The following is a 23,087-nucleotide window of genomic DNA, read 5'->3' as shown; positions in this document are numbered from 1 at the left end:
AGGCATACCATAAAAATTACTCTATTCCAACATCCATATAGCGCCGCATCAAACGAATCTCTTTTTGACTATAAGGTAGACATAAACAATCTTTTTCTTCGTTACGCACTGCCTCACCTTGCGGGCTAATAATACCACTCATAGCTGTGCACTCTTCATTTAAACTGTCACTTGCTACCACATAACACTGATTTGTAAGAGCTAAAGCTTGTGTGAAGATTTTAAAATGCTCACGCCGCAGTACTCCCCACCAAGAAGGAACGGCAATCACATCTGCTCCTTCACTCTTACACCACAGCTCTTTAAAACGAAGCTCAAAACAGATAAAAACTGCTATTTTGATACCATCAACTTCTACTATTTTAAAATCTTCAACACTTCCCTCTTGCATATACTTATGCTCATCACCAAAACGAAAGAGCTTGGCTTTTGCACGCTCATACACTAGCTCACCATTGTGAAAAACTTTTGCGAAGTTAAAAACCTCATCATTACGTCGTTCTAAAATTGTCAAAATAATTATTTTATTGTGTGAAGCCTTTTTTATTGCTTCTATTGCGTGAGGAGCAAAGTCTAAAACAGCTTCAAAATTATCATAGTCATACGCCGTTAAACAAACTTCAGGAGCAACTATAAGAGAGTTTTCCTCTGCTTTATTTACAAGAAAAAGAAGTGTCTGAAGGTTTTGTTCATAATCAGAAGTTGTTTCAAACAGGAGCGAGCAAAGTGTATGCCCAGCTCTATTTTTAGAAGTCATCGTCAAAAGAGAGAGAACCTTTTGAGTAGTTTGTTACTGTACCTTCAAAGAAGTTTGTTTTTTGATCATTGAATTTTGCAAAGTCATCAACCCATTTGATTGGATTGGAAACATTATACAACTTCTCAAATCCTACAGAAGTAAGTCTGTCATCTGCTAAGTACTTGATATACTGTTCAACTATCTCATCGGTAAGACCTAAAATTTGTCCCTGTGTGATGTATTTACCCCACTGACTCTCAAGATCTACCGCTTTTTCAAACATCTTAATAACATCTGCTCTGAGTTGATCTGTAAAGAGGTCCGGACGCTCTTTTCTCAGGGTATTGATAAGATTTTGGAAAAGAACAAGGTGTGTTACCTCATCACGCTGGATAAAACGAATCATCTGCGCAGAACCAAGCATTTTTCCTGCACGTGCAAGTGTATAGATATATGTAAAGCCGCTGTAGAAGTAGATTCCTTCTAAAATCTGGTTAGCAAAACATGCTTTTAAAAAGTTCTCATCTGTCGGATTTTCAGCAAGTTCTTGATAGACTGCAGCAATAGCATCATTTTTGTGTTTAAGCATCATATCTCTACGCCACAAATCATAAATCTCTGCAGAGTTTGTAGAGATACTGTCAACCATAACAGCATATGATTGTGAGTGAAGTGCCTCTTCAAAAGATTGACGTACCAAGATAAGATTTATCTCCGGAGACGTGACATATGGATTGACATTGTCAATCAGGTTGTTAGTCTGAAGTGAATCCATAAAAATAAGTTGTGAAAGTGCTTTATCATAAGCAGTTTTTTCAGCTTCCGTGAGGTTTTTGTAGTCATTGACATCACGTGTCATATCAACCTCTTTTGGAAACCATGTATTGTTAAGCATCATCTCCCAAAGGTTGTATGCCCATTGATACTTGATGTTGTTAAGTTCAAAAATTCCTGTTGGATTACCACCAAAAACCTTCCTGTCATTGACATTTTCAGTTGAATCTGGATTATATATCTGTTTTCTGTTCATTGTGGCTCCATTTTGATTATAATTATTGCATGATTATAGCCATCTCTATATAAAACTTTGATAAGATTACTCTATGAAATTTCAACCATCTTTTGGACTCAAAAACAGACATATTCAAACTGTTTATGCGTCCCTTTTTCGAAAGCTCCCTAAACTCGATATTACAACAGAAACCTTTACTCTTAGTGATGGTGATTTCATCGAAGCCTATTGGTATAAAATAACAAATCACACTAACACAACCCCAATTGTTATTCTCTTTCACGGACTTGCAGGCTCTTTTGAATCACCTTATATCCAAGGAGCTATGCAGGCACTTGATAAAGCTGGATTTTCTTCTGTTTTAATGCACTTTCGAGGATGCTCCGGCAGAGACAATCTCAAAGCCCGTTCCTATCATAGTGGAGATACTGGGGATGCATTGGAGTTTATCAATACTGTAAAAAAACGCTATCCTCAAGCCAAGCTTTTTGGAATCGGTTATTCTCTTGGAGCAAATATGCTGCTAAAACTTCTGGGAGAAACAAAAGAAAATGCTCCTTTTGATGCAGCTGTTGCCATATCAGCACCTATGCTTTTGGATGTTTGTGCAAATAAGATGAAGCAGGGTTTTTCAAAGTTTTATCAGAACATTCTCTTAAAAGATCTGCGTTTGGCACTGGATAAAAAATATGACAAGCACGATATGCAAAAACTATTAGGCCTTAAACGAGAAGATATAAAAAAGCTACAGGATTTCTGGCTCTTTGATGCAGCCTATACTGCAAAAATCAATAGCTTTGCATCAGCGCAGGATTACTACACCAAAAGCTCTTCAAAACAGTACCTTAAAAAAATCAAGATACCAACGCTCATCATTCATGCAAAAGATGACCCTTTTATGACACAAGAGGTCATTCCAAAGCAAAAAGATGTATCAAATACTATTATCTTGGAGATTTTAGAGCATGGTGGCCATGTCGGTTTTATTTCAGGCTCACTTTTCAAACCAAAATATTGGCTTGATAAAAGAGTGGTTACATTTTTTAATGCTCAACTTGCTCTTTCATTTTCTCAGGATCAAAACGTTCAATTCCCTTTCGCTCATTAAATCCCTCTGCTTCTTCATCAATAGAATTAACAACCTCATTTTTAAACTCTGTTGCAGTATGTCCTGTAGTATGTGAATAAACAATATAGATTCCAATGACAACTGTAATAAGAAGCAAACCTGTACTGTTATGCTGAAAAAACATATATGCCAAGCCTATAAGCAGTACCAACACTCCATAATATAACATTCCATCCATCATATACCTCTGTTATAAGTTTATGTCAAACAGTTTTGACATAGAAAATTATTATAATCATAGCATAAATCAGTCTTTAATTTTTGAGAGAGGGAAGAGAACGATACCCAAAAGGGTATCAGAAATTATTTTGCTTTACGAGAATGACGTTTACGCTCAGTCTCAGTAAGGAATTTTTTACGGATACGGATATTTTCAGGAGTTACTTCAAGAAGTTCATCATCTTCGATCCACTCTAAAGCACGCTCTAAAGACATCTCACGTGGTGGAACAAGTTTAATAGCCTCATCAGCTCCACTTGAACGTACGTTTGACTGTGCTTTTCCTTTGATAGGATTAACAACGAGGTCATTACTACGTGAGTGCTCACCAATAATCATACCTTCATATACTTTTGTCTGAACACCGATGAAAAGTACACCTCTATCCTGAATACCAAAGAGAGAGAATGCTAAAGTCTCACCATCAGTCATAGAGATAAGTGCTCCGTAAGAGCGTGACTCAACAGAACCAGTAAATGGTCTAAACTCTAAGAAAGAGTGATTCATTACACCCTCACCTTTTGTATCTGTCAAGAACTGTCCACGGAAACCGATCAGTGCACGAGCAGGAATCTCAAACTCGATTCTCTGGAAACCCTGTCCCATTGGAAGCATAGATTTCATCTCAGCCTTACGTTTACCAAGACGCTCAATAACTGTACCGCTTAAATCTTCAGGAACATCGATTACAAGGTGTTCGAACGGCTCACATTTTACACCTTCAATCTCTTTAACGATAACTTCTGGTCTTGAAATTGAGAATTCATAACCTTCACGACGCATATTCTCAGCAAGAACAGTAATCTGAAGCTCACCACGTCCACTAACTTTGAATTTACCTTCACCGATAGTCTCCAACTTCATCGCAACATTTGTACGCATTTCAGCTTCAAGTCTGTCTTTGAGTTTGTTTGATGTTACGTGTTTCCCTTCTTGACCAGCAAGTGGAGAGTCATTTACAGCAAAAACAACTGTTAAAGTCGGCTCTTCAATGTGCATAGGATCAAGTGCTACAGGGTTCTCAGGGTCTGCAATAGTATCACCAACGTCTACTGTTTCCATACCGGCAAATGCTACGATATCACCAGCTTCTGCTTCATCAATTTCCATACGGTTAAGACCATGGAAACCGATAAGTTTAGAGATTTTACCCTTCACCATCTCACCGTCAGATTTTGCAAGCATTACATTGTCGCCTTTTCTAACAGTACCGTTAAAGATACGGCTGATTCCGATTTTTCCTACGTAGTTGTCGTAGTCAAGTGTGAAAACCTGTGCTTGAAGTGGATTGCCTGCATCACCTTCTGGCTCTGGAACTTCATTGATGATAGTCTCGAAGATACATTGAAAATCTCCACCCTCTTCATCCATATCTAACTTTGCAATACCATCACGTGCTGCTGCATAGATAACCGGGAAGTCTTGCTGCTCATCCGTTGCACCCATATCTGCAAAAAGGTCAAACATCTCGTCAACTACACGATCAGGCTCAGCTGAAGGTTTATCAATTTTATTGATAACAACGATAGGCTTTTTACCAAGTGCCAACATCTTCTTAACAACGAACTTAGTTTGAGGCATAACACCCTCATAGGCATCAACAAGTACTAAAACACCATCAACCATTTTAAGTACACGCTCAACCTCTCCACCAAAATCAGCGTGACCCGGAGTGTCGATAATGTTAATTTTGTAATCTTTGTAACGAATAGCTGTATTTTTAGAAAGAATCGTAATTCCACGCTCTTTTTCTAAATCATTACTATCCATAGCTCTTTCGTCATGGTGCTCATGTGAACCAAAAGTACCAGACTGTTCTAGTAGTCCATCAACCAGTGTAGTTTTACCGTGGTCAACGTGTGCGATAACCGCAATGTTTCTAATCTTTTGCATTAGGGGTTTCCTTCTTGGGAAAATTTTTCGCGATTATACCCAAATAAATGTTATATCCTCGTAAAATAAGTGATATACTTATAGAGTAAGTTCTCATTGTTTCCATGTACTAGCACCTAAAAAGAGCTATTTATACTATAAAAAGTGATAAAATGTTTGAATATCCAAATAAATTAAATATTATCTTTGATAAATTAAATCAATACCATATAAGAGCAATTATTGTCGGTGGATATGTAAGAGACTACTTTTTAGGGATAGAATCCAAAGATATAGACATAGAACTTTATAATGTAGACTCTTTGGAAAAAGTAGAGAAAATATTGCGTGAATTCGGCAAAGTGAACAGTGTCGGAAAGAGCTTCGGTGTTGTCAAACTTCTTTACGGGAATTTGGATCTGGACTTTTCACTCCCGCGAAGTGACAGTAAAACCGCAGCTGGGCACAAAGGTTTTGAAGTAGCTATTTATACCGATCTTGATTTCAAGTCAGCTGCCAAACGAAGAGATTTTACAATGAATGCTATCGGCTATGATGTCATAGCTAATGAGATTCTTGACCCTTACAACGGCATCATCGATCTAAACAACAGGCTCTTAAGAGCTGTTGACCTACAAAAGTTTCCAGAGGACCCCTTGCGGGTTTTACGAGCTGTTACCTTTGCTACCCGGTTTAATTTGAAAGTTGAAGAAGAACTCTTTTTACTCTCAAAAAAGATGATAGAAGCAGGTATTTTAAAAGAACTTCCAAAAGAGCGGATTTTTGAGGAGATAAAAAAACTGCTTTTAAAATCAAAACAACCTTCCAAAGGTATCAAACTCTTAAAAGAGCTCTCCGGATTTAGATTTTTTGATGAACTACAAAGTCTGCATAAGAGTGTATTAAAATTTATTTATTCCTCACTGGACAGAGCAGCATCTTTTTCTCTAGAAAGTGAAAAAGAAAAACTGCTACTTATGCTGGCACTACTGACATCACAATTTTCAAAAGAGAAGCAACGCTCTTTTTTACAAAAACTGACTAACGAAAAAGAGGTTTTACAAAGAGTAGAAAAACTAACAGATATCTCTTTTGACCTAAGTAAGCAGACAAACTACTCTGTATACAAGTTAGCAACACAAACAGAGATAGCTTTTTTTTCATACTATCTTTTAGCACTCTATCCAAAAGAACAGACAAACATAACAAAGCTCACGCAAAGAGCCAAACAGCTTGGTGTTTATCATAAAGCACTACCACCACTTATAGAAGGAAAAGATCTTATAGCACTGGGGCTAAAGCCTTCAAAAGAGTTTTCTAAAATATTGAATGAAGCGTATGAAAAACAGATGCGTGAGGAGTTTCACACAAAAGAAGAAGCAATGCAGTACTTAGATGGAAGTGGTATTCTCTCCTAAAACATCCATCTTATTTTTTAATGCTGCTTTTTCATTTATATTTGCAAGAGCAAGATTAACAGCATCGATCAGACGTGAGCCATATATCTCTTTATGCTCTCTGTCATACTCTGTGATGATATCTTTATAAACCTCAAGAAACTTCTGCATCAGATCAACGACAGTAAAGTTTATCTTCTTACTCTCTGCAATCGCTAAAATCAGATCAAAAGCTTTTTTCTTTTTTGTGTCCATATCATCACTTTTGAGATAGTATGTTTTTGTCTTCTTATCTTCCATAGTAAGTCTCTGCATAACCTCTATGAGTCCATCTTCAGAGACTTCGAAATCTTTGATCTTGTTTTTGATATAAGAGCGCATTTCAGTAAGATTCATTTTCGATATTTTCTCAACCAGTGCTGCATGAACCTCATCTTTTTGGGAATTATCTTCTTTTTTTCTTCCTAAAATATTGCCAAACATATCAAACTCCTTATTTTTTTACTATCTTGGAGCTATCTATCTCTATAACAGTGTGTACATTCCCGCGTGGGTTAAAATCAGCAGTTATCTTCATATATTTTGGCTTGAGTTTTTCTTCTAAAACACCATAAATCTCATTTGCTGTATTTTCATGAGAGATATGTCTGTCACGAAAAGAGTTGATATAGAGCTTGATAGCTTTGAGCTCTACTACCCATTTATCAGGAGTATATTCCAGATAAATAGTTGCATAATCAGGATACCCGCTTCGTGGACATAAACAAGAGAACTCCGGAAGTGTCATCTTTATGAGATACTCTCTTTCATGCTCATTTGGCCATATTTCCAAATCTTTTTCCACATTAAATTCACTTACAATTTTTTCACCATATTTCATCTATTTTCTCCTCTATTTTATCTCTTCTAGTTCACTCAGGTATCTACCTTGTATATAGTCTATATTCAGATCATTAACAAGTGCAAAAGTTGCTTCATCTTCAATATTTTTTATCCAGGTTTTTATCCCTTTTTCATATGCTATAAGATTAAAACCCTCAATTATACTACGATTTTTCTCTATCTTCTCTTGACGGGAATAATAGGTATCAAATCGAATCAGATCAATATCAAGCTCACGCAGATATAAAAAACTCGTGTGAATAGATGCAACTCTATCTATACAAAACGTAACCCCATACTCTTTGAGAGCATTTATGATAGAGTTGTATCTGCTAATATGTGAATAGTATTCCATCTCAAACAAAACAAATATTACTTCTCTTTTGTTCTCTTTTAAAAGCTCTTTCGCACGTGATAAGAACTTTTCATTTCTCAGTGATGTCGGTAGTATATTTATAGCAAAACGTTTCTCTTTACAGCCTTGCAGTACCATCTCTAAAACAGCCAAATCAAACTCTATACCAAGACCCAGTTTATTGATAACTTTCAAATAAGTTTTCGGATAAATAACTTTACCATTTTGAGATTTCAACTTTACAAAACACTCATTAAAAACAACGCTCTCATGCTCATAAACATCCTGTGACATTATGATTAGCTCTCTGTTATGTATGGCATTAATAATTGCTGATTCCAATTCATTCGGGCTTAACTCTTCAACATTATCCTTTTGTCTTGAACTTTTATTTTTTTCTACTGTTTCAAAAAGGTTTTCTATCAAATAATCAAGTTCATGTGAATAACTTGTATCTGTGATAGCACCTGAAATTTTAACCTCTATATCACCGACCTTAAATTCACTCGACTTTAGACACATCAACTCTAAAATAGTCGTATATTTTGTTTTGAGGCCATTTAAGCCCAGAACAAAATCACCTCCTTTGATATGCCCCATCGGAAAGTTTTCAATTCCTTCAATTTTTAAATATTTACCTATCCAAAGAACAACCTCACGCAGGACCTTATCTCCATTTTTTATTCCGTAAAGGTTGTTAATATCATTTAAATTGTCGATCGAAATAAGAATAAGAGTATACTCTTTTTTCTCCTGAATCTCTTTTTGAATATACTCATAGAGATACTCACGGGTAAAGGTTTTTGTCACATCATCTGTAATTTTTACGCTAAAACCATTATAGATAAGGTAGAAGATAAAATAGATACTTATTAAGATAATTAAAACAGCTTCAACATAAAAAGAGCTGTGCAAATTCTGATAGTTTGTTATAAAAGTGTGTGAAATAAAGGCAATAATAAGTGCAAAGATAGGAAGACCGATACGCAGTGCAAGCCTAAAACGGTACTCCCTCTCTTTGGTTTGTGGTAACAGCATCTAAACGTCTAAATGTTTTACATCTTTTGCATGTGTCTCAATATAGTTACGGCGAGGCTCAACCTCATCACCCATAAAGAGTGTAAATGCATCGGAAGCTGCTTCAGCATCTTCTATATTAATCTGTAAAAGTACACGGTTTTCAGGGTTCATTGTAGTTTCCCAAAGTTGTTCAGGGTTCATTTCACCAAGACCTTTGTAGCGTTGGATATATGCACCTTTTTTCGCATACTCTTTGACATCTTCAAGAACTTCAATGAAGTCTTTATCAAAAGAAACATCCCACTCTTCAATCTTTTTATAGACAAAACTTGCTTCTGCAAAGTGTGGTGCAGCAAAAAGTTCATCATTGATAAGCAGCTCTTCCATACCACCCTCAGTCTGAACAAACAGATGAATTTCGTTTGTCTCTTCATTGATAGTATATGTCAAAATATTGTTATTGATAGAATCTAAAAATTTCTTAATTTCTTCAAACATTGATGAAGCGTCAAGTGAAATAATGTCAGGATTCTCCACAAAGTGACGAATCAGTTTCACAAGTGAATAACGACGCTCCAAAGCTTCAAGTGAAGCAGCATAGTGGTCAACCATTCTAAAGTAAGCCACAAGGTCATCATGTCCAATGCCATCAACTTCCAAAAATTCTACACCGTTATCGATAAGATAGTCATTCATCGCTCTGTCATCTTTAAAATAGATCTCTTTTTTCTTACCCTTTGCATAACGGTAAAGAGGTGGTTGCGCAAGATAAAGATATCCTTTTTCTACGATATCACGGAAATAACGGAAGAAGAATGTGAGCAGAAGCGTTTGAATGTGGCTTCCATCAACATCGGCATCGGTCATAATGATGATTTTATGATAACGGAGTTTCTCTTCGTTATACTCTTCACCGATTCCACAGCCCATAGCTGTAATCATATTCGTAATTTCATCAGATTTTAAAATCTTCTCAAGACGTGCTTTTTCAACATTTAAAATCTTACCTTTCAGTGGTAGAATTGCTTGAAAAACACGATCTCGTCCCATTTTTGCAGAACCGCCCGCAGAGTCCCCTTCCACTAGGTAAAGTTCACAGATGGAAGCATCTTTACTTTGACAATCTGCAAGTTTACCAGGAAGCGTTCCTACTGTCATATTATCTTTTCTACGTGTTAGTTCACGTGCTTTTTTTGCAGCCTCACGACCTCGTGCAGCCATCAAAGCTTTTGCAACGATTGCTTTTGCTTCAATAGGGTTCTCTTCAAAGTATTTTGAAAGGATTTCATAGGTCTGTTTTTGTACCAAAGGACGTACATAAGTATTTCCTAGTTTTCCTTTCGTCTGACCCTCAAACTGTGGCTCAGGTACACGTGCTGAAACGATGGCAATAAGACCCTCACGCACATCATCACCGGAAATTTTTATATCTTTTTCTTTAGCAGCACCATTTTTAGCATTATAGTTAGAGATAACACGTGTTAGCCCTGCTCTAAAACCAGCTTCATGCGTACCACCATTTGGAGTTCGAATATTGTTAACAAACGATGCAAGTTTCTCTTCATAAGAGTCATTGTACATCAATGCAATATCAAACTCGATATCTTCAACTTTTGCAGAGAAGCTGTAAACATTTGCAACAACCTGCTTTTTATTCATATCAGTTACATACTGAGCGATTCCACCTTCAAAATGGTAAATTTCTTTTGTCCCTGTACGTTCATCATTGAATTTTATAGTAATAAATGGATTTAGATATGCAAGTTCTTTAAAACGACGTGCTAGATACTCAAACTCAAAGGTTACTGTTTCAGTAAAGATGGAAGGATCAGGAAAAAACTCGATTGTTGTTCCTGTTTTTCTCGTATTTCCTGTAATTTCAAGTGGACCTTGGGGAATACCCATTTTAAAAGATTGCTGATGAATTTTACCACTGCGATAAATTGTCATATTCAAATCAGCTGAGAGAGCATTTACAACAGATACACCAACCCCATGCAGTCCACCGGAAACTTTATAAGTATCTTTGTCAAACTTACCACCGGCATGAAGAACTGTTAAAACAACAGTTGCTGCACTCATATTTTCAGTCGGGTGCATATCTGTCGGAATACCACGACCGTTATCACTGACTATACACGAACCCTCTTTTGTCAATGTTACTGTGATTGTATCACAATGACCTGCCATTGCTTCATCGATTGAGTTGTCAATAACTTCATACACCAGGTGATGAAGACCACGATGTCCAGTATCTCCAATATACATACCAGGACGTTTACGAACTGCTTCTAAACCTTTAAGGACTTTAATATTACTTGCGCCGTAATTTTGTTCCATCAATAGACTCCATTTATTGCCATAATGGCATAATTAGAGATATTCTATCTAAATTAATATAAAAAGAAGTTTTGATATGTAAAATTGCTTTAAAAAAGAGTTACCAACAGTTTAAATAACTATTGGCATAACGACTGTAATGAAGTTTTCATCACGAAGAATAAATGGAAGATTTCCTTCATTTAAACCTATGGTAAATTCCGAAGTATTAATAGAATTTAAAAAGTCTAGCAAGTATCTGGAGTTGATTGCTATTGAAAAAGTCTCACTAAAATTTGTAGGATAGTTTACTTCTGTTTTTGCTTCAATATTATCATCACTCAAACTCTCAAATGTGATTGTATCATTTAAAAACGAGATTTTTACATCTGTTGAAATCGTTGTGATCTGCTTGAGTGCATCAATTATTATAGCTTTTGGAAGAAGCAGGTTATGTGCTATCTCTTTCGGAATGATACGTGAGTACTCTGGAAACTTACCATTGATGAGTTTTGTAAAGAATGTATATTGTTCAGAGTGGATTATAAGATTTGTCTCATCATAATAGAGTTCAATATTGTCAAAAAAGAGCTTTTGGATCTCAATGATAGCCTTTTTAGGAATGATAATAGAGAGTTCTTTGTCACTTTTGTTATTCACAGTTACAACAGCCAATCTTCTTGTATCTGTTGAAGCAAAATTAATAAGATCAGTTTTAATATCAATGAGTGCACCATTGAGTTCAAATTTAGGATTATTTGTGTCAATTGCCGGTGTGATTTTCTTGAGTGATTCTATAAGTGTATGCGATTCAATAGAGATACGTGCTTTATCTTCATAGCTAGGGAATTCAGGAAACTCATTGTAAGCAAATGTCGGTAGTTTGAAGTTTGAACTGCCTTGTGAGATATGAAGTGTGTCTTTAACAACTTCAAGATTGATATCCCCATCTTTTAAAATTCTGACAATATCAAGAAACTTTTTACCGTTAGCAGTAACAGTACCCTCTTCAATAGTTGAAATATTATCAGTAGAGACACAAAATCCTATCTCATAATCAGTTGCTTTAACAGTTAGTTTTGAGTTACTAGCATTTAGATAGACATGAGAAGTAATTTGTGAAGTATCTTTTTTTTCTAAAAAAGGTCCTGCATGAATTAAGATATTTTCTATGACTGATTTAGCTATAGTAATCTTCATTTTTTAAATCCCTATTATATTTAATAATTTTAGTATGTAGTAGTAGGGGGGAGTGAATAGGTGAAAACTCTACTCAAACCCTTGATACAGCATACTTTTTGATGTGATGAAGCACTGAAGTAGCTTTCACATCTATTCACTTTTACAATTATATCTTTTTTTTTAAACTTTTTGCGACAAAACTTAAGAAGAAGCTGTTATTTTGTTTGTTAACTCTTCTATTTTTACTCTAAAGTCCTCATCATCTTTGATGAGATCATTGATTTTTTTGATGGTATGACTGATGGCAGTATGATCTTTCATACCAAAGTATTGTGCAAGTTGTGGCATAGTGTTTTGTGTCAGCTCACGGCAGATATAGATAGAGATGCGGCGTGCATAGACTATATTTTTACTACGCCCTTTGGAACGAATCTCACTTGGTTTGATATTTAAATCTTTTGCAACAACCTGTGTGATTTTATCCATTGTAAGATTTTCACGGTTTTCATTCATCTGATCTTTTAAGACATTTTTTGTAAATTCCAGATCGATATCAACATGCATCAGTTGTGAATAGGCATGGAGTTTTGATAAAATTCCCTCTATCTCACGTACATTACTCTCAATGACTGTTGCAATGTAATTAACGATATCTTCAGAGAGTTTTACTTTGTTTATCTCACATTTTTTCTTGATAATGGCAATTTTTGTCTCTAACTCCGGTGGTTGAATGTCAGCTACAAGTCCCCACTCAAAACGGCTCTGCAGTCTTGCTTCAAGGCCACCTATCTTTTTAGGATGTTTGTCTGCTGTGAGTATTATCTGTTTTCCTGCACCTTTGAGTGCTTCAAAAGTGTGAAAAAACTCCTCTTGGATTCCCTCTTTGTTCGAGAGAAACTGAATATCATCGATAAGCAGTACATCACACTTACGGTACTTCTCCTGAAAACGCTCCATTGTTTTGTTACGAACATGACGGATAAAGTCATTTAGAAATTGTTCTACCGTTGTATAGATAACAACTTTACCTGCATTTTGGAGTACATTCCCTGCTGCTTGCATCAGGTGGGTTTTTCCAAGGCCGACACCACCATAGATAAAGACAGGATTGTAAACTTTTCCAGGATTTTCACTGGCACTCTTTACTGCTGCATAGGCAAACTGATTAGACCCACCTACCATAAAGTTGTCAAAAGAGTGTGAAGGGTTTAGAAGTGAAGAACTTTGTTTAACTTCTGTTACTTTTTTACTCTTTCTCTTTTCAACAGAATTTTTCAGTGTAATTTGAACTGTAACCTTTGAGCCGTTTTTCACTTCAAAAAGGTGTGCTATTTTATCTTTGTATTTATTTTTGATCCAGTTTACAACAAGCGCGTTTGGTGCATAAAAAATTGCCAAATCACCTGTAGATTTTTTACTGTCATATGTAAGATGTTTGATATAACGGTTATATTCTATCTCTGTTATCTCATCTTTGAGAGCTTCTAAAACTTCTTGACCTATATTCACATAAAAACCTTGTTTATTCATTTATATGTGAATAATACTCTACAAATCCATAATTTTGGGTTAAAAAGATGTGAATAGTAGAGAATTCTCATAAGTGAATATCTTTGCTATAATGCGATTATGACAATTTTAGGAATAGATCCGGGAACAAGAAATCTCGGATATGCACTGATATCACTACAAAATGGAAAAATAGCTCTTATTGAGGCTGGACTCATTAAGATGAAAGCTGAAAATCTGCAGTTTCAAATACCGCAGATGGTAGAAGGAATAGAGATGCTTTTTTCAAAACATACAATAGATGAAGTGGCAATGGAAGATATCTTTTACGCACATAATCCGGCAACTACGATAAAACTAGCACAGTTTCGAGGAGCAATTATGCTAAAGCTGCTCCAAGAATTTGGGCAGTTTCATGAATATACTGCTTTGCAGGTGAAAAAAGCACTCACAGGCAAAGCAAAAGCACAAAAAGAGCAGGTTGCCTTTATGGTCAAGCGACTGTTAGGCATAAAAAAAGAGATAAAACCGTTTGATATTACAGATGCTATGGCTGTGGCCATTACACATTCACAAAGAGTGAAATTAAAAAAGTAGAGTGAAATTTTTAAGAGATGATTTTATCTAATTGTTTTAGAGGACAAGTCCTCCCATTTGGTATGAGCTTCCAAAACAATTAGATAAAATCATAAAAATATTAAGGAAAAAATCTATGACAAAATTTGACAACGTAACAGTAGTAAAAGAGGCAAACATCTATTATGATGGAAAAGTAACAAGCAGAACAGTAGAGTTTAGTGATGGGAGTGTGAAATCTTTAGGGATTATGCTTCCGGGTGAGTACACTTTTAACACAGCAGATAAAGAGATAATGGAGATGATGAGCGGTGAGCTTGAAATCAGACTCCCAGGAGAGGAGTGGAAAACACTTTCTACTCCTGAGACTTTTGAAGTACCTGCAAACAGCTCGTTTGATCTAAAGATTAAAACACCTACAGACTACTGCTGCTCTTACATTAAGTAGTCTGTTAGTTAGCGTATCTTGCAGCAAGTGATGCGAGAGCGTTAATATCCAGTGCACCGCTAACACGATCCACTTCACGTCCCTCTTTAAAGACGATAATAGTCGGAATAGAACGGATTCCAAAACGTGCTCCTAAATTTTGTTCGTTTTCTGTATTTACTTTGGCAAATCTTGCTTTGAGTGGAAACTGCTCTGCAGCACGTTCAAAATTAGGTGCCATCATCTGACATGGTCCACACCACGGAGCCCAAAAATCTACAATAACAGGAATGTCGCTGTTAGCGACAACTTCATCAAAACTTCTTTCATTTAATTCCATCGGTTTTGTATCCAATAGGGAATTTTTACATTTTCCACAGTTGGCTTTTTTGTAGGAATCTTTTTTCGGTACATTATTAACTGCCAAACAGTGGGGACATACAACTCTCATAATTTCTCCTTTTTCAATAAATAATTATGTTAAAAATCTAATAGTCTTCTATATCTTTTTTGGTAATTTTATTGCTACTTTAGTTCCATTGTTCTCGGAGGTGATACTGATTTCTCCATGAAGATGTTCATAAATGATGACTTTACACATATAAAGACCAAGACCTGTTCCGTTTTTATTTTTTGTAGAGAAGTAAGGTTCAAATATTTTTTCTAAAATGCTTTCATCTATACCACCAGCATTATCTTCGATAATGATTGAGATATGATAAGTAAATTCTTGGATGGATACTTCTATTTTTTTATCTTCAATGTCACTGTTTTTAAATGCATCAATAGAGTTTTTTATAATATTGATAATAGATTGTAAAAGTTCATTTTTATAGGTTTTTATTGAGAGTTGTTTGTCAATATTGATTGTATATTCTATATTGTACTGATTCATCTCATCTTTGAGAAAAAAGATAGATTTGTTAAAAAGTTCACTCAGTTTCAGATCAGATTTTACTTTGTTTGGTTTGAAATAATCTCTAAAATCATTAATAGTGTCAGAGAGATATTTAACAGTATTTTCAATTTTTCCCAAAGAACTCTCCATGTTTGCTTCATCAAGGGTTTGCAACTCTTTTTTTATCTTTATGTTTGTAAGCAGTGTTGTTATGAGTGAAAGTGGTTGTCTCCATTGATGCGCTATCATACTTATCATCTCACCCATAGCAGCACTTCTTGAGTTTGCAAGTAGCTGTTTATGTTGCATCTCTGTGAGCTCTTTCTCACGCATAAGCTGTTCGTTCAGTTCTTTGATCTTTGCTACATGAGCATTAAGCAGTGCATTGATATTTGCCATATTTGTTTGGTCTGTTAGTATGAGAACAACGAGCTGGTTTTGAGCGTCAAAAGGGACAATACTGACATCTTGTTGCATATAGGAAAAAAAAGAGTTTTTAATCTGGTTTGTTTTAATAGGGATAAGATAGTGAGAGGTAGTAGCTGTATAAAATGTTGGTGTTTGCATTCGCAATGCTGTTTTGACTTTACGGAGTAGAGTTTTTTCTTTAATAGTATCAAAAAGCTCTGTTAGTTTTTTTCCAAGAGCATCTTTTTCTTTTATGTGAGTGTGAATTTCCATCCACTTGTTATAGTGGTGAATAACTAGGTCACTGTCTAAGATTATGATGCCATTGTCAATGGCTGAAACAATTTTTTTCTCTAAAGAAGTTGTTCTAAAATTGTGTTGAGCTTCGTTTTGAGCCATGAGATTGATTCATCTTTTGTAAGTATAAATATTTTACCATTAATTTTTTGATCTTCAAAATTAAGGTCTGTATCAATAACAATTACCTGTGAATAGAGTTGAAAGGTTACTACATCTTCTATCTCTTCAAGTGGAACTTTGAGGATATTTGGCAGTGAAAAACTTACTTCTGTCTCCATCTCCTGAGCAAGTTTTGTTGTGAGTGAGGATGTAAGTACGTTTGTTAGCTCCAAGATAGCATCATCAAGATCATCTCTACTCTCTAACTCTAAATGTTTTGCAAGGTTATTTGCGCTCTCTTCATTGATAAAAAAGGCGCTCTCCCCGTTAAATTCGCCACTAAAAGCTTGAGTTGAGAAAAAATAGCTTGAGTTTTTAAGTGCAGCAAATGTTTTAAAAAGCTCTTCTGTAGTCATTATTTTTATATTTGGAATGCTCAGTGATGCAAATGCTTCAAGCATATCAGCAACAACTGCTGTCGCACTGCCGTAAGCAATGTTCATTAACTCTTGAAGAACATCCTTTTCATCTTCTGTAAGTACTAGGTTATTCATTTTAGAGAGCTTCCAAAATTTCTTTCATTTTGACAGGATTGATAGGCTTTTCTATGTGTAGCATTGCACCAAGAGAGAGAACTTTCTCTTTTGCTTTTTCCTGAACATCAGCCGATACTACTATGATTTTTGTTTCTGGATTGATATCAAGAATTTTTGGTATTGTCTCATACCCATCCATTACAGGCATTGTCAGGTCTAAAAAAACAATATCTGCTTTTTCTTTGAGGAGAATTTTAAGTGCTTCAAGTCCATTGCATGCTTCAAAGACATATTGTTCATCAACATACTCACAAAGAGACTTTTTTAAAACCTTACGTGCCAGTTTTGAATCATCTGTAACAAGATATTTCATTCTATTTTTCTTTAAATGATTCTATGGTCTCTGCCATACCATAATCAGGGTGCTTTTTAGGGTCAAGTATAACCTGTGCTAAAACTTTTTTATCAAGGTTTATAACGATTGGAGCTAAAAAGTTGATCACTGATTTTTCTAAAGGTTTTTGAATGATTAAAATATTGTAAACACCTAGTTGAGAATCTTCATCAATCTCAAGTAGTTCTTTTACATCAAGAGGTATATCAATACTGTAATCTCTCAATAGAAAAGGATTGATCAAAGTGAAAGAGATATTTTCATTTTTACTATCTAACATTGTTGAAAAAAGAGGATCTATTTCATTGATTTCCACCTCTTTTGTATCTTGAAATCCTAAGATCTCACCTTTTACTTTGTAACTCATTGTTTTTCCTTTTAAAATGCACCTTCATTATACTTGATATTTTGACTTATGATGTAGAGTTGCGCATCTTTTAATGAAGAAATATTCTGATAACGCCCCAAAGCAAAAGCAAAATTGTTTCCTTCTTTTATAATGCTCACTCCATCATCTAGATCAATATAGGCAAGTTTACTCTCATCTATCAGTTTAGCATCATTGACACCACTAAAGAGTATGCTCAGTGTTAACCAATCATATGCACGTGCTTTGTCCTGTGCTGTAAGTGTTATTTCTATTTCTGTCGGTGATATAATTTTTAAAGAGTGTATTTCACTCTCTTTAAAATCGTCAAATCGTTCTAAAAATTTAGTTATTTCTGAATTATGAAGAGGTTTCATTCTATTGACAACCTACACACTCCATTGATCTGTCTTCAACATCATTTGCCATCTCCGGAGATTGACTTCTGAGATAGTAGGTAGATTTAAGACCGAGTTTCCATGCAAGCATATAGATTTCATTTAAATAGCGTCCACTTGCTTTATCAAGTGTGATAAAGATGTTGAGCGATTGTCCTTGGTCTATCCATTTTTGACGAATTGCTGCAGCTTTGATAAGTACAGTCTGGTTTAAATCATACGCAGGCGTATAGTAGCTCCATGTCTCAGGAGAGAGTTTAGGAACAACAACAGGGATAAGACCAGATAAGTTCTCTTCAAACCATTTACGTTTAAATACTGGCTCAATCGCCTGTGTCGTACCTGTAAGAATTGAGATAGACGAAGTTGGTGCAACGGCCATTAAATAACCGTTTCTCATACCCTGTTTTTTCACACGTGCGCGAAGTTCATCCCACTCATAGGTTGAAGCAAATAGACCACCACGGTCAACAAGATTGATAACATCTGCATTTGCATGGTCTTGAGGGAAGATTCCTCGACTCCACTTACTTCCTTCAAACTCAGGATAGCTACCTTTTTCAACTGCCAAATCAGAGGAAGCTTTGATAGCGTTATAACAAACAGACTCCATCACTTCATCTATCTTGTCAAAGTGCTCTTGGCTCCCCCATGAAATACCGGCTTCTGCTAACATTTGTGCTTCACCCATAACACCAAGTCCGATTGAACGGCTTCGCATGTTAGTACGTTTTACTTTCTCAACAGGGTAGAAGTTAAGATCAATCACATTGTCCAAACATCTAATAGCTGTTGGAACAATACGGTCGATATCCTCTTTTGTATTGATACGTGAGAGATTAATAGAAGCGAGATTACAAACAGCAGTAGCTCCGTCAATTTTCTCTTTCTCAACAACAAAGATTGGCATACCGCCAAGAGAATCAAGTGCAGTAACCTTTTTAGCCGGTTTTGTTATACCACTGTCAACAGTTACCATCTCATCTTCTTCATAGCTGATGCTATCACCGTTTTCAAAGATAAACTTGATACGATAATGGTTAGGCTCTGTGTTTTGGAAGATCTCTGTACAGAGGTTAGAACTGCGAATAACACCAAAGTGATCATTTGGGTTTGCACGGTTTGCATTATCTTTAAAACATAAGAATGGCGAACCTGTCTCAAAATAAGATGTAAGAATCTTTTTCCAAAGATCTTTTGCTTTGACACGCTCTTTTATAAGTGTCTCATCCTGTTCTAATTCCAAATAACGTTTGTTAAATTCTTCTCCATAAAGGTTCGTAAGTTCACGTACATCATAAGGATCAAAGAGTGTCCAGATGCCATCTTCTTGAACTCTTTGCATAAATATATCATTGAGCCACATTGCAGGAAAGAGGTCATGCGCACGACGACGCTCTTCACCGGAGTTTTTCTTCAGGTCCAAAAAGTCATTGATATCTATATGCCATGGTTCAAGGTAAACCGCGATGGCACCCTTGCGTGTTCCAAGCTGGTCAACAGCAATGGCGATGTCATTTGTTATCTTTAAGAACGGAATCGTTCCACCTGCTGCATTTTTATGCCCATCAATAAAGCTTCCCATTGAGCGAACCTGCGTCCAGTCCCAACCGATTCCTCCACCAAATTTAGAGAGCATTGCCATCTCTTTGTAAGCATCAAAGATCCCTTCGATATTATCCGGAGTTGAACCGATGTAACAAGAGCTTAGCTGGTGTCTTGCTGTTCTTGCATTTGAGAGTGTTGGAGTAGCGAGCATCACTTCAAATTTACTTATCATGTTATAGAACTTGATAGCCCATTCTTCTTTTTTCTCTTCACGTTGTGCTAAGAACATTGCGATTGCCATAAACATATGCTGAGGCAGTTCTATCGGATCACCATTTCTGTCTTTGATAAGATAACGGTCATAAAGTGTTTTAATGCCAAGATAGTTAAACTGCAAGTCACGTTCAGGTTTGATGTGCTTCTCAAGCTCTTCAAGGTCGTACATATCACGAAGTCCTAAAAGGATACGTCCCTCTTTCTCACCTCGCTCAAAATACTTCTCCAATGAGCAATACCCTGTAAAACCGTTTACTTGATGATAAAGATTGAAGAGGAAAAGACGTGATGCAACAAAGGTCCAGTTAGGCGCATCAATATCGATCTTGTCAACAGCAGTTTTAATGAGTGTCTCTTGAATCTCTTTGGATGTTATACCGTCACGGAAGTGAATCTGTGCGTCAACTTCAAGTTCACTTTGACTAACGTTTGTTAAGTCTTTTACTGCTGCAGAGGTATATTTTTGTATTTTGGAGATATCTAGGGGCTCTGTTCTACCGTTTCTTTTAATCACTGTAATCATAAATTTTCTTCCTGACCATATAAAGAATTTTTTACATAAATATTTTAAAAAACAGTTATATAAAAAATTACAAAATATTGTTTATTTAGGTAGTTGATTTTAACTAATGTTTGTAGTGAGAATTATTAAAGTTACAAAATAATTTGGAAAGTTTTAACGATTTGTTACGTCTTGAAAAGTATAAGAAAAACTAATAGTTAAAATAAGGGAAAAGTTTGGGAAACTAGGAGTTTTTACATCTGTAAAAACTCACTAATTCCTTACTATTTAAAAACTCTTTTGAAGATGGCATCTACATTTTTCGTATAGTAGTCATAGTTGAAACATTCACGAATCTGTTCTTCAGAGAGTTTACTGCGAAGCTCTTCATCTGCTAAAAGATGGTTAAGGTAGAGTGACTCTCCTTTTTCATTTGTAGTTGGACGACCCTGTTGAATCTCTTCCCAAACTTTCATAGCATTTCTTTGTACGATTTTATATGCATCCTCACGTGAGACACCCTGTAGTGGAAGTTCAAGAAGTACACGTTGAGAGAAGACAAGTCCACCTGTGAGGTTAAGGTTTTTCATCATATTTTCAGGATAGACTGTGAGATTTGCTATAACATTGTTCATACGGTGGAGCATAAAGTCTGATGTTACAAATGCATCCGGTAACCAGAAACGCTCAGTTGATGAGTGAGAGATATCACGTTCATGCCAAAGTGCAACATTTTCCATTGCAGGATTTGCATAAGCACGAATCATACGAGCAAGACCTGTAATGTTCTCTGTAAGAATAGGATTACGTTTGTGTGGCATTGCAGAAGAACCTTTTTGCCCTTTTGCAAAATACTCTTCACACTCATAAACTTCTGTTCTTTGCCAATGACGAACCTGAACAGCAAACTTCTCAATTGAACTTGCCATTAAAGCCAGTGCAGTTGCTAGATGAGCATATCTATCACGTTGGATTACCTGATTTGATGCAGGTGCTGGTTTAAGACCCAGTTCTTCACAAGTATACTCTTCAAGCTCTAGTGGAGCGTGAGCAAAATTTCCCATAGCACCACTTACTTGACCAACAGCGATAACATCCATAGTTTGCTCTAAATTCTCTAAGTGACGAGCCATCTCATCATACCAAACAGCAAGTACAAGTCCAAATGTAATCGGCTCACCATGAATACCGTGAGAACGTCCAACCATAAGAGTCATCTTATGCTCCATTGCACGTTTTTTGATTGACTCCATCAACATCTTTACATCTTCAATGATTAATGCAAGAGAATCTTTCATCTGAAGTGCAACTGCTGTGTCAATTGTATCAGAACTTGTCATACCATAGTGAAACCATCTGCTCTCTTCACCAAGACTCTCTGCAACTGAAGTTGTAAATGCAATCAAATCATGACGTGTTACTGCTTCGATCTCATCAATACGCTTGATATCAAACTTTGCATTCTTAACAATTTTGTCTGCATCTTCCTGTGGAATCTTTCCAAGTTTTGCCCAAGCTTTTACTACTGCTTTTTCTACATCCAGCCAAGCTTGATATTTTGCTTGGTATGTCCACTTTGAAGCCATCTCTTCACGTGCATATCTATCTACCATTATTACCCTTTTTCATTAAGCACTGTATTGTGCTAAAATTCGCTTTAATATAAGTATGACATTTTACTCAAATATTCATAATATAGTAATTAAATCTATAAGGACCCCTTTTGCCGTTTGTAAAAAGAAAATTTTATGTAGAAAAAAAACAGAGAGCTTTTCTCTATTTAATGAGAGAACTGGGCTATACACAAAAAGAAGCACAACGATTAATTGCAAAAGGAAGATTACTGATAAATGGTGAACCGCTTACAAAAGCTGGAGCTGATATAGAAGGTGCATTTGAGTTTATCTATTTTGAACCAATTACAAAAGGACTCAAACCTACTTATGAAGAAGAGTATTTTGTTGTTTTTGATAAACCAAGTGGTGTACTTATTCACCCACAAAATAGAAATACTCCCTACTCTCTTATTGATGAATTAAAATATCAGTTTGGTAAAGATGCAAATATTGCACACAGAATCGATCAAGAGACGAGTGGCTTGGTTTTATGTGCAAAAAATAAAGAGAGTGAACGTGATATAAAGATGATGTTTCAAGAACGAGATATGCAAAAAACATATCTGGCTTTAGTACATGGAAAGTTTGAGAAGGAGTTGTGTGTAGAGGCTCCACTTCTAAGAGCTGTTGATGAGAGTGCTATTGTTCGCATGGTTGTTAAAGTTCATGAAAGTGGTAAACCCTCCATGACTGATTTTCAACCCATAGAGTATTTTCCTGAATATAACGTAACTTTAGTAGCATGTAAACCACATACAGGTAGACAACATCAAATAAGGGTCCATCTGTTTCACGTGAAACATCCGATTGTTGGTGATCCAATTTACGGACAAAAAGAAGAGGATATTGTACGGTTTTTAGATAGAGAGCTATCTATAAAGGAGAGAGTAGACAATACTGGTTCACAAAGACTGCTTCTGCATGCCAGCGAATTGGAGTTTGAGCTTTATGGTAAGAAGTATCATATAAAAAGCAATATTGATTTTAAAGAAATAGCTCTAAATAATATCTATATGCGTGACTAATTGCTCAGTTTTTAGGCATCAATGTGAATAACTTTTTATATAAATAATAAAAATTATGCTCTTTATGAGTGATTTTTTTTCA

General features: G+C 35.8%; 23 protein-coding genes. 5 read left to right on the top strand and 18 right to left on the bottom strand.

Annotation, left to right across the window (positions count from 1 at the left end; genetic code table 11):
* Nucleotides 1–16: 16 nt before the first annotated feature.
* Together ES948_RS01255 and ES948_RS01250 are read right to left on the bottom strand one after the other, a co-directional pair.
* Nucleotides 17–757 carry a carbon-nitrogen hydrolase family protein gene (locus tag ES948_RS01255; protein WP_152183253.1) on the bottom strand — a complete coding sequence of 247 codons (741 nt, stop codon included), beginning with the start codon at nucleotides 755–757 and terminating at the stop codon, nucleotides 17–19.
* Nucleotides 747–1,769: a ribonucleotide-diphosphate reductase subunit beta gene (locus ES948_RS01250; RefSeq protein ID WP_152183113.1), complete on the bottom strand. Its 1,023-nt coding sequence runs from the start codon at nucleotides 1,767–1,769 to the stop codon at nucleotides 747–749. Before ES948_RS01250 ends, ES948_RS01255 begins: the two co-directional genes overlap by 11 nt.
* A gap of 73 nt (nucleotides 1,770–1,842) precedes the next feature.
* Here ES948_RS01250 and ES948_RS01245 point away from each other — a divergent pair, with 73 nt between their 5' ends.
* Nucleotides 1,843–2,859, top strand: a complete 1,017-nt coding sequence (locus ES948_RS01245) for a hydrolase (RefSeq protein ID WP_152183112.1) — start codon at nucleotides 1,843–1,845, stop codon at nucleotides 2,857–2,859.
* Here the strand turns inward: ES948_RS01245 and ES948_RS01240 are convergent.
* On the bottom strand, nucleotides 2,795–3,058 hold the full coding sequence (locus ES948_RS01240) for a hypothetical protein (RefSeq protein ID WP_152183111.1): 264 nt from the start codon (nucleotides 3,056–3,058) through the stop codon (nucleotides 2,795–2,797). The genes ES948_RS01245 and ES948_RS01240 overlap by 65 nt on opposite strands.
* 125 nt (nucleotides 3,059–3,183) lie before the next feature.
* Nucleotides 3,184–4,992 (bottom strand): translational GTPase TypA, encoded by a 1,809-nt coding sequence (gene typA / locus ES948_RS01235; protein WP_152183110.1) that lies wholly within the window; start codon nucleotides 4,990–4,992, stop codon nucleotides 3,184–3,186.
* Nucleotides 4,993–5,144: 152 nt separating this feature from the next.
* On the opposite strand from typA, the gene ES948_RS01230 reads away from it, so the two are divergent.
* Nucleotides 5,145–6,389: a CCA tRNA nucleotidyltransferase gene (locus ES948_RS01230; protein ID WP_152183109.1), complete on the top strand. Its 1,245-nt coding sequence runs from the start codon at nucleotides 5,145–5,147 to the stop codon at nucleotides 6,387–6,389.
* Here the strand turns inward: ES948_RS01230 and ES948_RS01225 are convergent.
* From ES948_RS01225 to dnaA, 6 genes are all read right to left on the bottom strand, one after another.
* Nucleotides 6,363–6,851, bottom strand: coding sequence for a hypothetical protein (locus tag ES948_RS01225; protein ID WP_152183108.1), 489 nt, complete (start codon nucleotides 6,849–6,851; stop codon nucleotides 6,363–6,365). The genes ES948_RS01230 and ES948_RS01225 overlap by 27 nt on opposite strands.
* 10 nt (nucleotides 6,852–6,861) lie before the next feature.
* Nucleotides 6,862–7,248 (bottom strand): preQ(1) synthase, encoded by a 387-nt coding sequence (queF, locus tag ES948_RS01220; RefSeq protein ID WP_152183107.1) that lies wholly within the window; start codon nucleotides 7,246–7,248, stop codon nucleotides 6,862–6,864.
* 12 nt (nucleotides 7,249–7,260) lie between these two features.
* A complete protein-coding gene (locus tag ES948_RS01215; RefSeq protein ID WP_188109413.1) occupies nucleotides 7,261–8,643 on the bottom strand; it encodes a bifunctional diguanylate cyclase/phosphodiesterase in 1,383 nt (460 codons plus the stop codon).
* Nucleotides 8,644–10,965 (bottom strand): DNA topoisomerase (ATP-hydrolyzing) subunit B, encoded by a 2,322-nt coding sequence (gene gyrB / locus ES948_RS01210; RefSeq protein WP_152183106.1) that lies wholly within the window; start codon nucleotides 10,963–10,965, stop codon nucleotides 8,644–8,646. It abuts the gene before it with no gap.
* Nucleotides 10,966–11,076: 111 nt separating this feature from the next.
* Nucleotides 11,077–12,144, bottom strand: coding sequence for a DNA polymerase III subunit beta (dnaN, locus tag ES948_RS01205; protein ID WP_152183105.1), 1,068 nt, complete (start codon nucleotides 12,142–12,144; stop codon nucleotides 11,077–11,079).
* Nucleotides 12,145–12,327: 183 nt separating this feature from the next.
* Nucleotides 12,328–13,635, bottom strand: coding sequence for a chromosomal replication initiator protein DnaA (dnaA, locus tag ES948_RS01200; RefSeq protein ID WP_152183104.1), 1,308 nt, complete (start codon nucleotides 13,633–13,635; stop codon nucleotides 12,328–12,330).
* A gap of 120 nt (nucleotides 13,636–13,755) precedes the next feature.
* Between dnaA and ruvC the strand changes: the two genes are divergently transcribed.
* Together ruvC and ppnP are read left to right on the top strand one after the other, a co-directional pair.
* The gene (gene ruvC / locus ES948_RS01195; RefSeq protein ID WP_152183103.1) at nucleotides 13,756–14,232 is read left to right on the top strand and encodes a crossover junction endodeoxyribonuclease RuvC; all 477 of its coding nucleotides are present in this window, start codon (nucleotides 13,756–13,758) and stop codon (nucleotides 14,230–14,232) included.
* Between the two features lie 115 nt (nucleotides 14,233–14,347).
* Nucleotides 14,348–14,659 (top strand): pyrimidine/purine nucleoside phosphorylase, encoded by a 312-nt coding sequence (gene ppnP, locus ES948_RS01190; protein WP_152183102.1) that lies wholly within the window; start codon nucleotides 14,348–14,350, stop codon nucleotides 14,657–14,659.
* 4 nt (nucleotides 14,660–14,663) lie between these two features.
* Here ppnP and trxC read toward each other — a convergent pair whose 3' ends face one another.
* The 8 genes from trxC to purB form a co-directional block, all read right to left on the bottom strand.
* Entirely contained in the window at nucleotides 14,664–15,089 is a 426-nt protein-coding gene (trxC, locus tag ES948_RS01185; RefSeq protein WP_152183101.1) for a thioredoxin TrxC, read from the bottom strand.
* Between the two features lie 48 nt (nucleotides 15,090–15,137).
* Complete coding sequence (locus ES948_RS01180; protein WP_152183100.1) at nucleotides 15,138–16,343, bottom strand: PAS domain-containing sensor histidine kinase; 1,206 nt, start codon at nucleotides 16,341–16,343, stop codon at nucleotides 15,138–15,140.
* Entirely contained in the window at nucleotides 16,298–16,897 is a 600-nt protein-coding gene (locus ES948_RS01175; RefSeq protein WP_152183099.1) for a chemotaxis protein CheX, read from the bottom strand. The genes ES948_RS01180 and ES948_RS01175 overlap by 46 nt, the downstream gene beginning before the upstream one ends.
* Nucleotide 16,898: 1 nt before the next feature.
* Entirely contained in the window at nucleotides 16,899–17,252 is a 354-nt protein-coding gene (locus ES948_RS01170; RefSeq protein ID WP_152183098.1) for a response regulator, read from the bottom strand.
* 1 nt (nucleotide 17,253) lies between these two features.
* The gene (fliW, locus tag ES948_RS01165; RefSeq protein WP_152183097.1) at nucleotides 17,254–17,640 is read right to left on the bottom strand and encodes a flagellar assembly protein FliW; all 387 of its coding nucleotides are present in this window, start codon (nucleotides 17,638–17,640) and stop codon (nucleotides 17,254–17,256) included.
* 11 nt (nucleotides 17,641–17,651) lie between these two features.
* A complete protein-coding gene (locus tag ES948_RS01160) occupies nucleotides 17,652–18,017 on the bottom strand; it encodes a hypothetical protein (RefSeq protein WP_152183096.1) in 366 nt (121 codons plus the stop codon).
* A gap of 1 nt (nucleotide 18,018) precedes the next feature.
* Nucleotides 18,019–20,385 (bottom strand): ribonucleoside-diphosphate reductase subunit alpha, encoded by a 2,367-nt coding sequence (locus tag ES948_RS01155; protein WP_152183095.1) that lies wholly within the window; start codon nucleotides 20,383–20,385, stop codon nucleotides 18,019–18,021.
* A 263-nt stretch (nucleotides 20,386–20,648) separates the two neighbouring features.
* The gene (gene purB, locus ES948_RS01150; protein WP_152183094.1) at nucleotides 20,649–21,977 is read right to left on the bottom strand and encodes an adenylosuccinate lyase; all 1,329 of its coding nucleotides are present in this window, start codon (nucleotides 21,975–21,977) and stop codon (nucleotides 20,649–20,651) included.
* A 110-nt stretch (nucleotides 21,978–22,087) separates the two neighbouring features.
* Here purB and ES948_RS01145 point away from each other — a divergent pair, with 110 nt between their 5' ends.
* Nucleotides 22,088–23,005 carry an RluA family pseudouridine synthase gene (locus ES948_RS01145; RefSeq protein WP_152183093.1) on the top strand — a complete coding sequence of 306 codons (918 nt, stop codon included), beginning with the start codon at nucleotides 22,088–22,090 and terminating at the stop codon, nucleotides 23,003–23,005.
* Nucleotides 23,006–23,087 lie beyond the last annotated feature (82 nt).

The sequence above is a fragment of the Sulfurimonas indica genome, from assembly GCF_009192995.1.
Taxonomy (GTDB): domain Bacteria; phylum Campylobacterota; class Campylobacteria; order Campylobacterales; family Sulfurimonadaceae; genus Sulfurimonas; species Sulfurimonas indica.
The sequence above is the reverse complement of the archived record's forward strand: the minus strand, read 5'-3'. Positions and strand labels throughout refer to the sequence as shown.

Bases quoted from the DNA above. Each gene is read 5' to 3' on its own strand.
- ES948_RS01180 (WP_152183100.1), bottom strand. From the start codon at position 16,343: ATGGCTCAAAACGAAGCTCAACACAATTTTAGAACAACTTCTTTAGAG.
- queF (WP_152183107.1), bottom strand. From the start codon at position 7,248: ATGAAATATGGTGAAAAAATTGTAAGTGAATTTAATGTGGAAAAAGAT.
- ES948_RS01240 (WP_152183111.1), bottom strand. From the start codon at position 3,058: ATGGATGGAATGTTATATTATGGAGTGTTGGTACTGCTTATAGGCTTG.
- ES948_RS01225 (WP_152183108.1), bottom strand. From the start codon at position 6,851: ATGTTTGGCAATATTTTAGGAAGAAAAAAAGAAGATAATTCCCAAAAA.
- ES948_RS01170 (WP_152183098.1), bottom strand. From the start codon at position 17,252: ATGAAATATCTTGTTACAGATGATTCAAAACTGGCACGTAAGGTTTTA.
- ES948_RS01230 (WP_152183109.1), top strand. From the start codon at position 5,145: ATGTTTGAATATCCAAATAAATTAAATATTATCTTTGATAAATTAAAT.
- ES948_RS01155 (WP_152183095.1), bottom strand. From the start codon at position 20,385: ATGATTACAGTGATTAAAAGAAACGGTAGAACAGAGCCCCTAGATATC.
- dnaN (WP_152183105.1), bottom strand. From the start codon at position 12,144: ATGAAGATTACTATAGCTAAATCAGTCATAGAAAATATCTTAATTCAT.
- ES948_RS01245 (WP_152183112.1), top strand. From the start codon at position 1,843: ATGAAATTTCAACCATCTTTTGGACTCAAAAACAGACATATTCAAACT.
- purB (WP_152183094.1), bottom strand. From the start codon at position 21,977: ATGGTAGATAGATATGCACGTGAAGAGATGGCTTCAAAGTGGACATAC.
- ES948_RS01250 (WP_152183113.1), bottom strand. From the start codon at position 1,769: ATGAACAGAAAACAGATATATAATCCAGATTCAACTGAAAATGTCAAT.
- ES948_RS01215 (WP_188109413.1), bottom strand. From the start codon at position 8,643: ATGCTGTTACCACAAACCAAAGAGAGGGAGTACCGTTTTAGGCTTGCA.
- ppnP (WP_152183102.1), top strand. From the start codon at position 14,348: ATGACAAAATTTGACAACGTAACAGTAGTAAAAGAGGCAAACATCTAT.
- ES948_RS01160 (WP_152183096.1), bottom strand. From the start codon at position 18,017: ATGAAACCTCTTCATAATTCAGAAATAACTAAATTTTTAGAACGATTT.
- trxC (WP_152183101.1), bottom strand. From the start codon at position 15,089: ATGAGAGTTGTATGTCCCCACTGTTTGGCAGTTAATAATGTACCGAAA.
- ES948_RS01255 (WP_152183253.1), bottom strand. From the start codon at position 757: ATGACTTCTAAAAATAGAGCTGGGCATACACTTTGCTCGCTCCTGTTT.
- ES948_RS01175 (WP_152183099.1), bottom strand. From the start codon at position 16,897: ATGAATAACCTAGTACTTACAGAAGATGAAAAGGATGTTCTTCAAGAG.
- ruvC (WP_152183103.1), top strand. From the start codon at position 13,756: ATGACAATTTTAGGAATAGATCCGGGAACAAGAAATCTCGGATATGCA.
- typA (WP_152183110.1), bottom strand. From the start codon at position 4,992: ATGCAAAAGATTAGAAACATTGCGGTTATCGCACACGTTGACCACGGT.
- fliW (WP_152183097.1), bottom strand. From the start codon at position 17,640: ATGAGTTACAAAGTAAAAGGTGAGATCTTAGGATTTCAAGATACAAAA.
- gyrB (WP_152183106.1), bottom strand. From the start codon at position 10,965: ATGGAACAAAATTACGGCGCAAGTAATATTAAAGTCCTTAAAGGTTTA.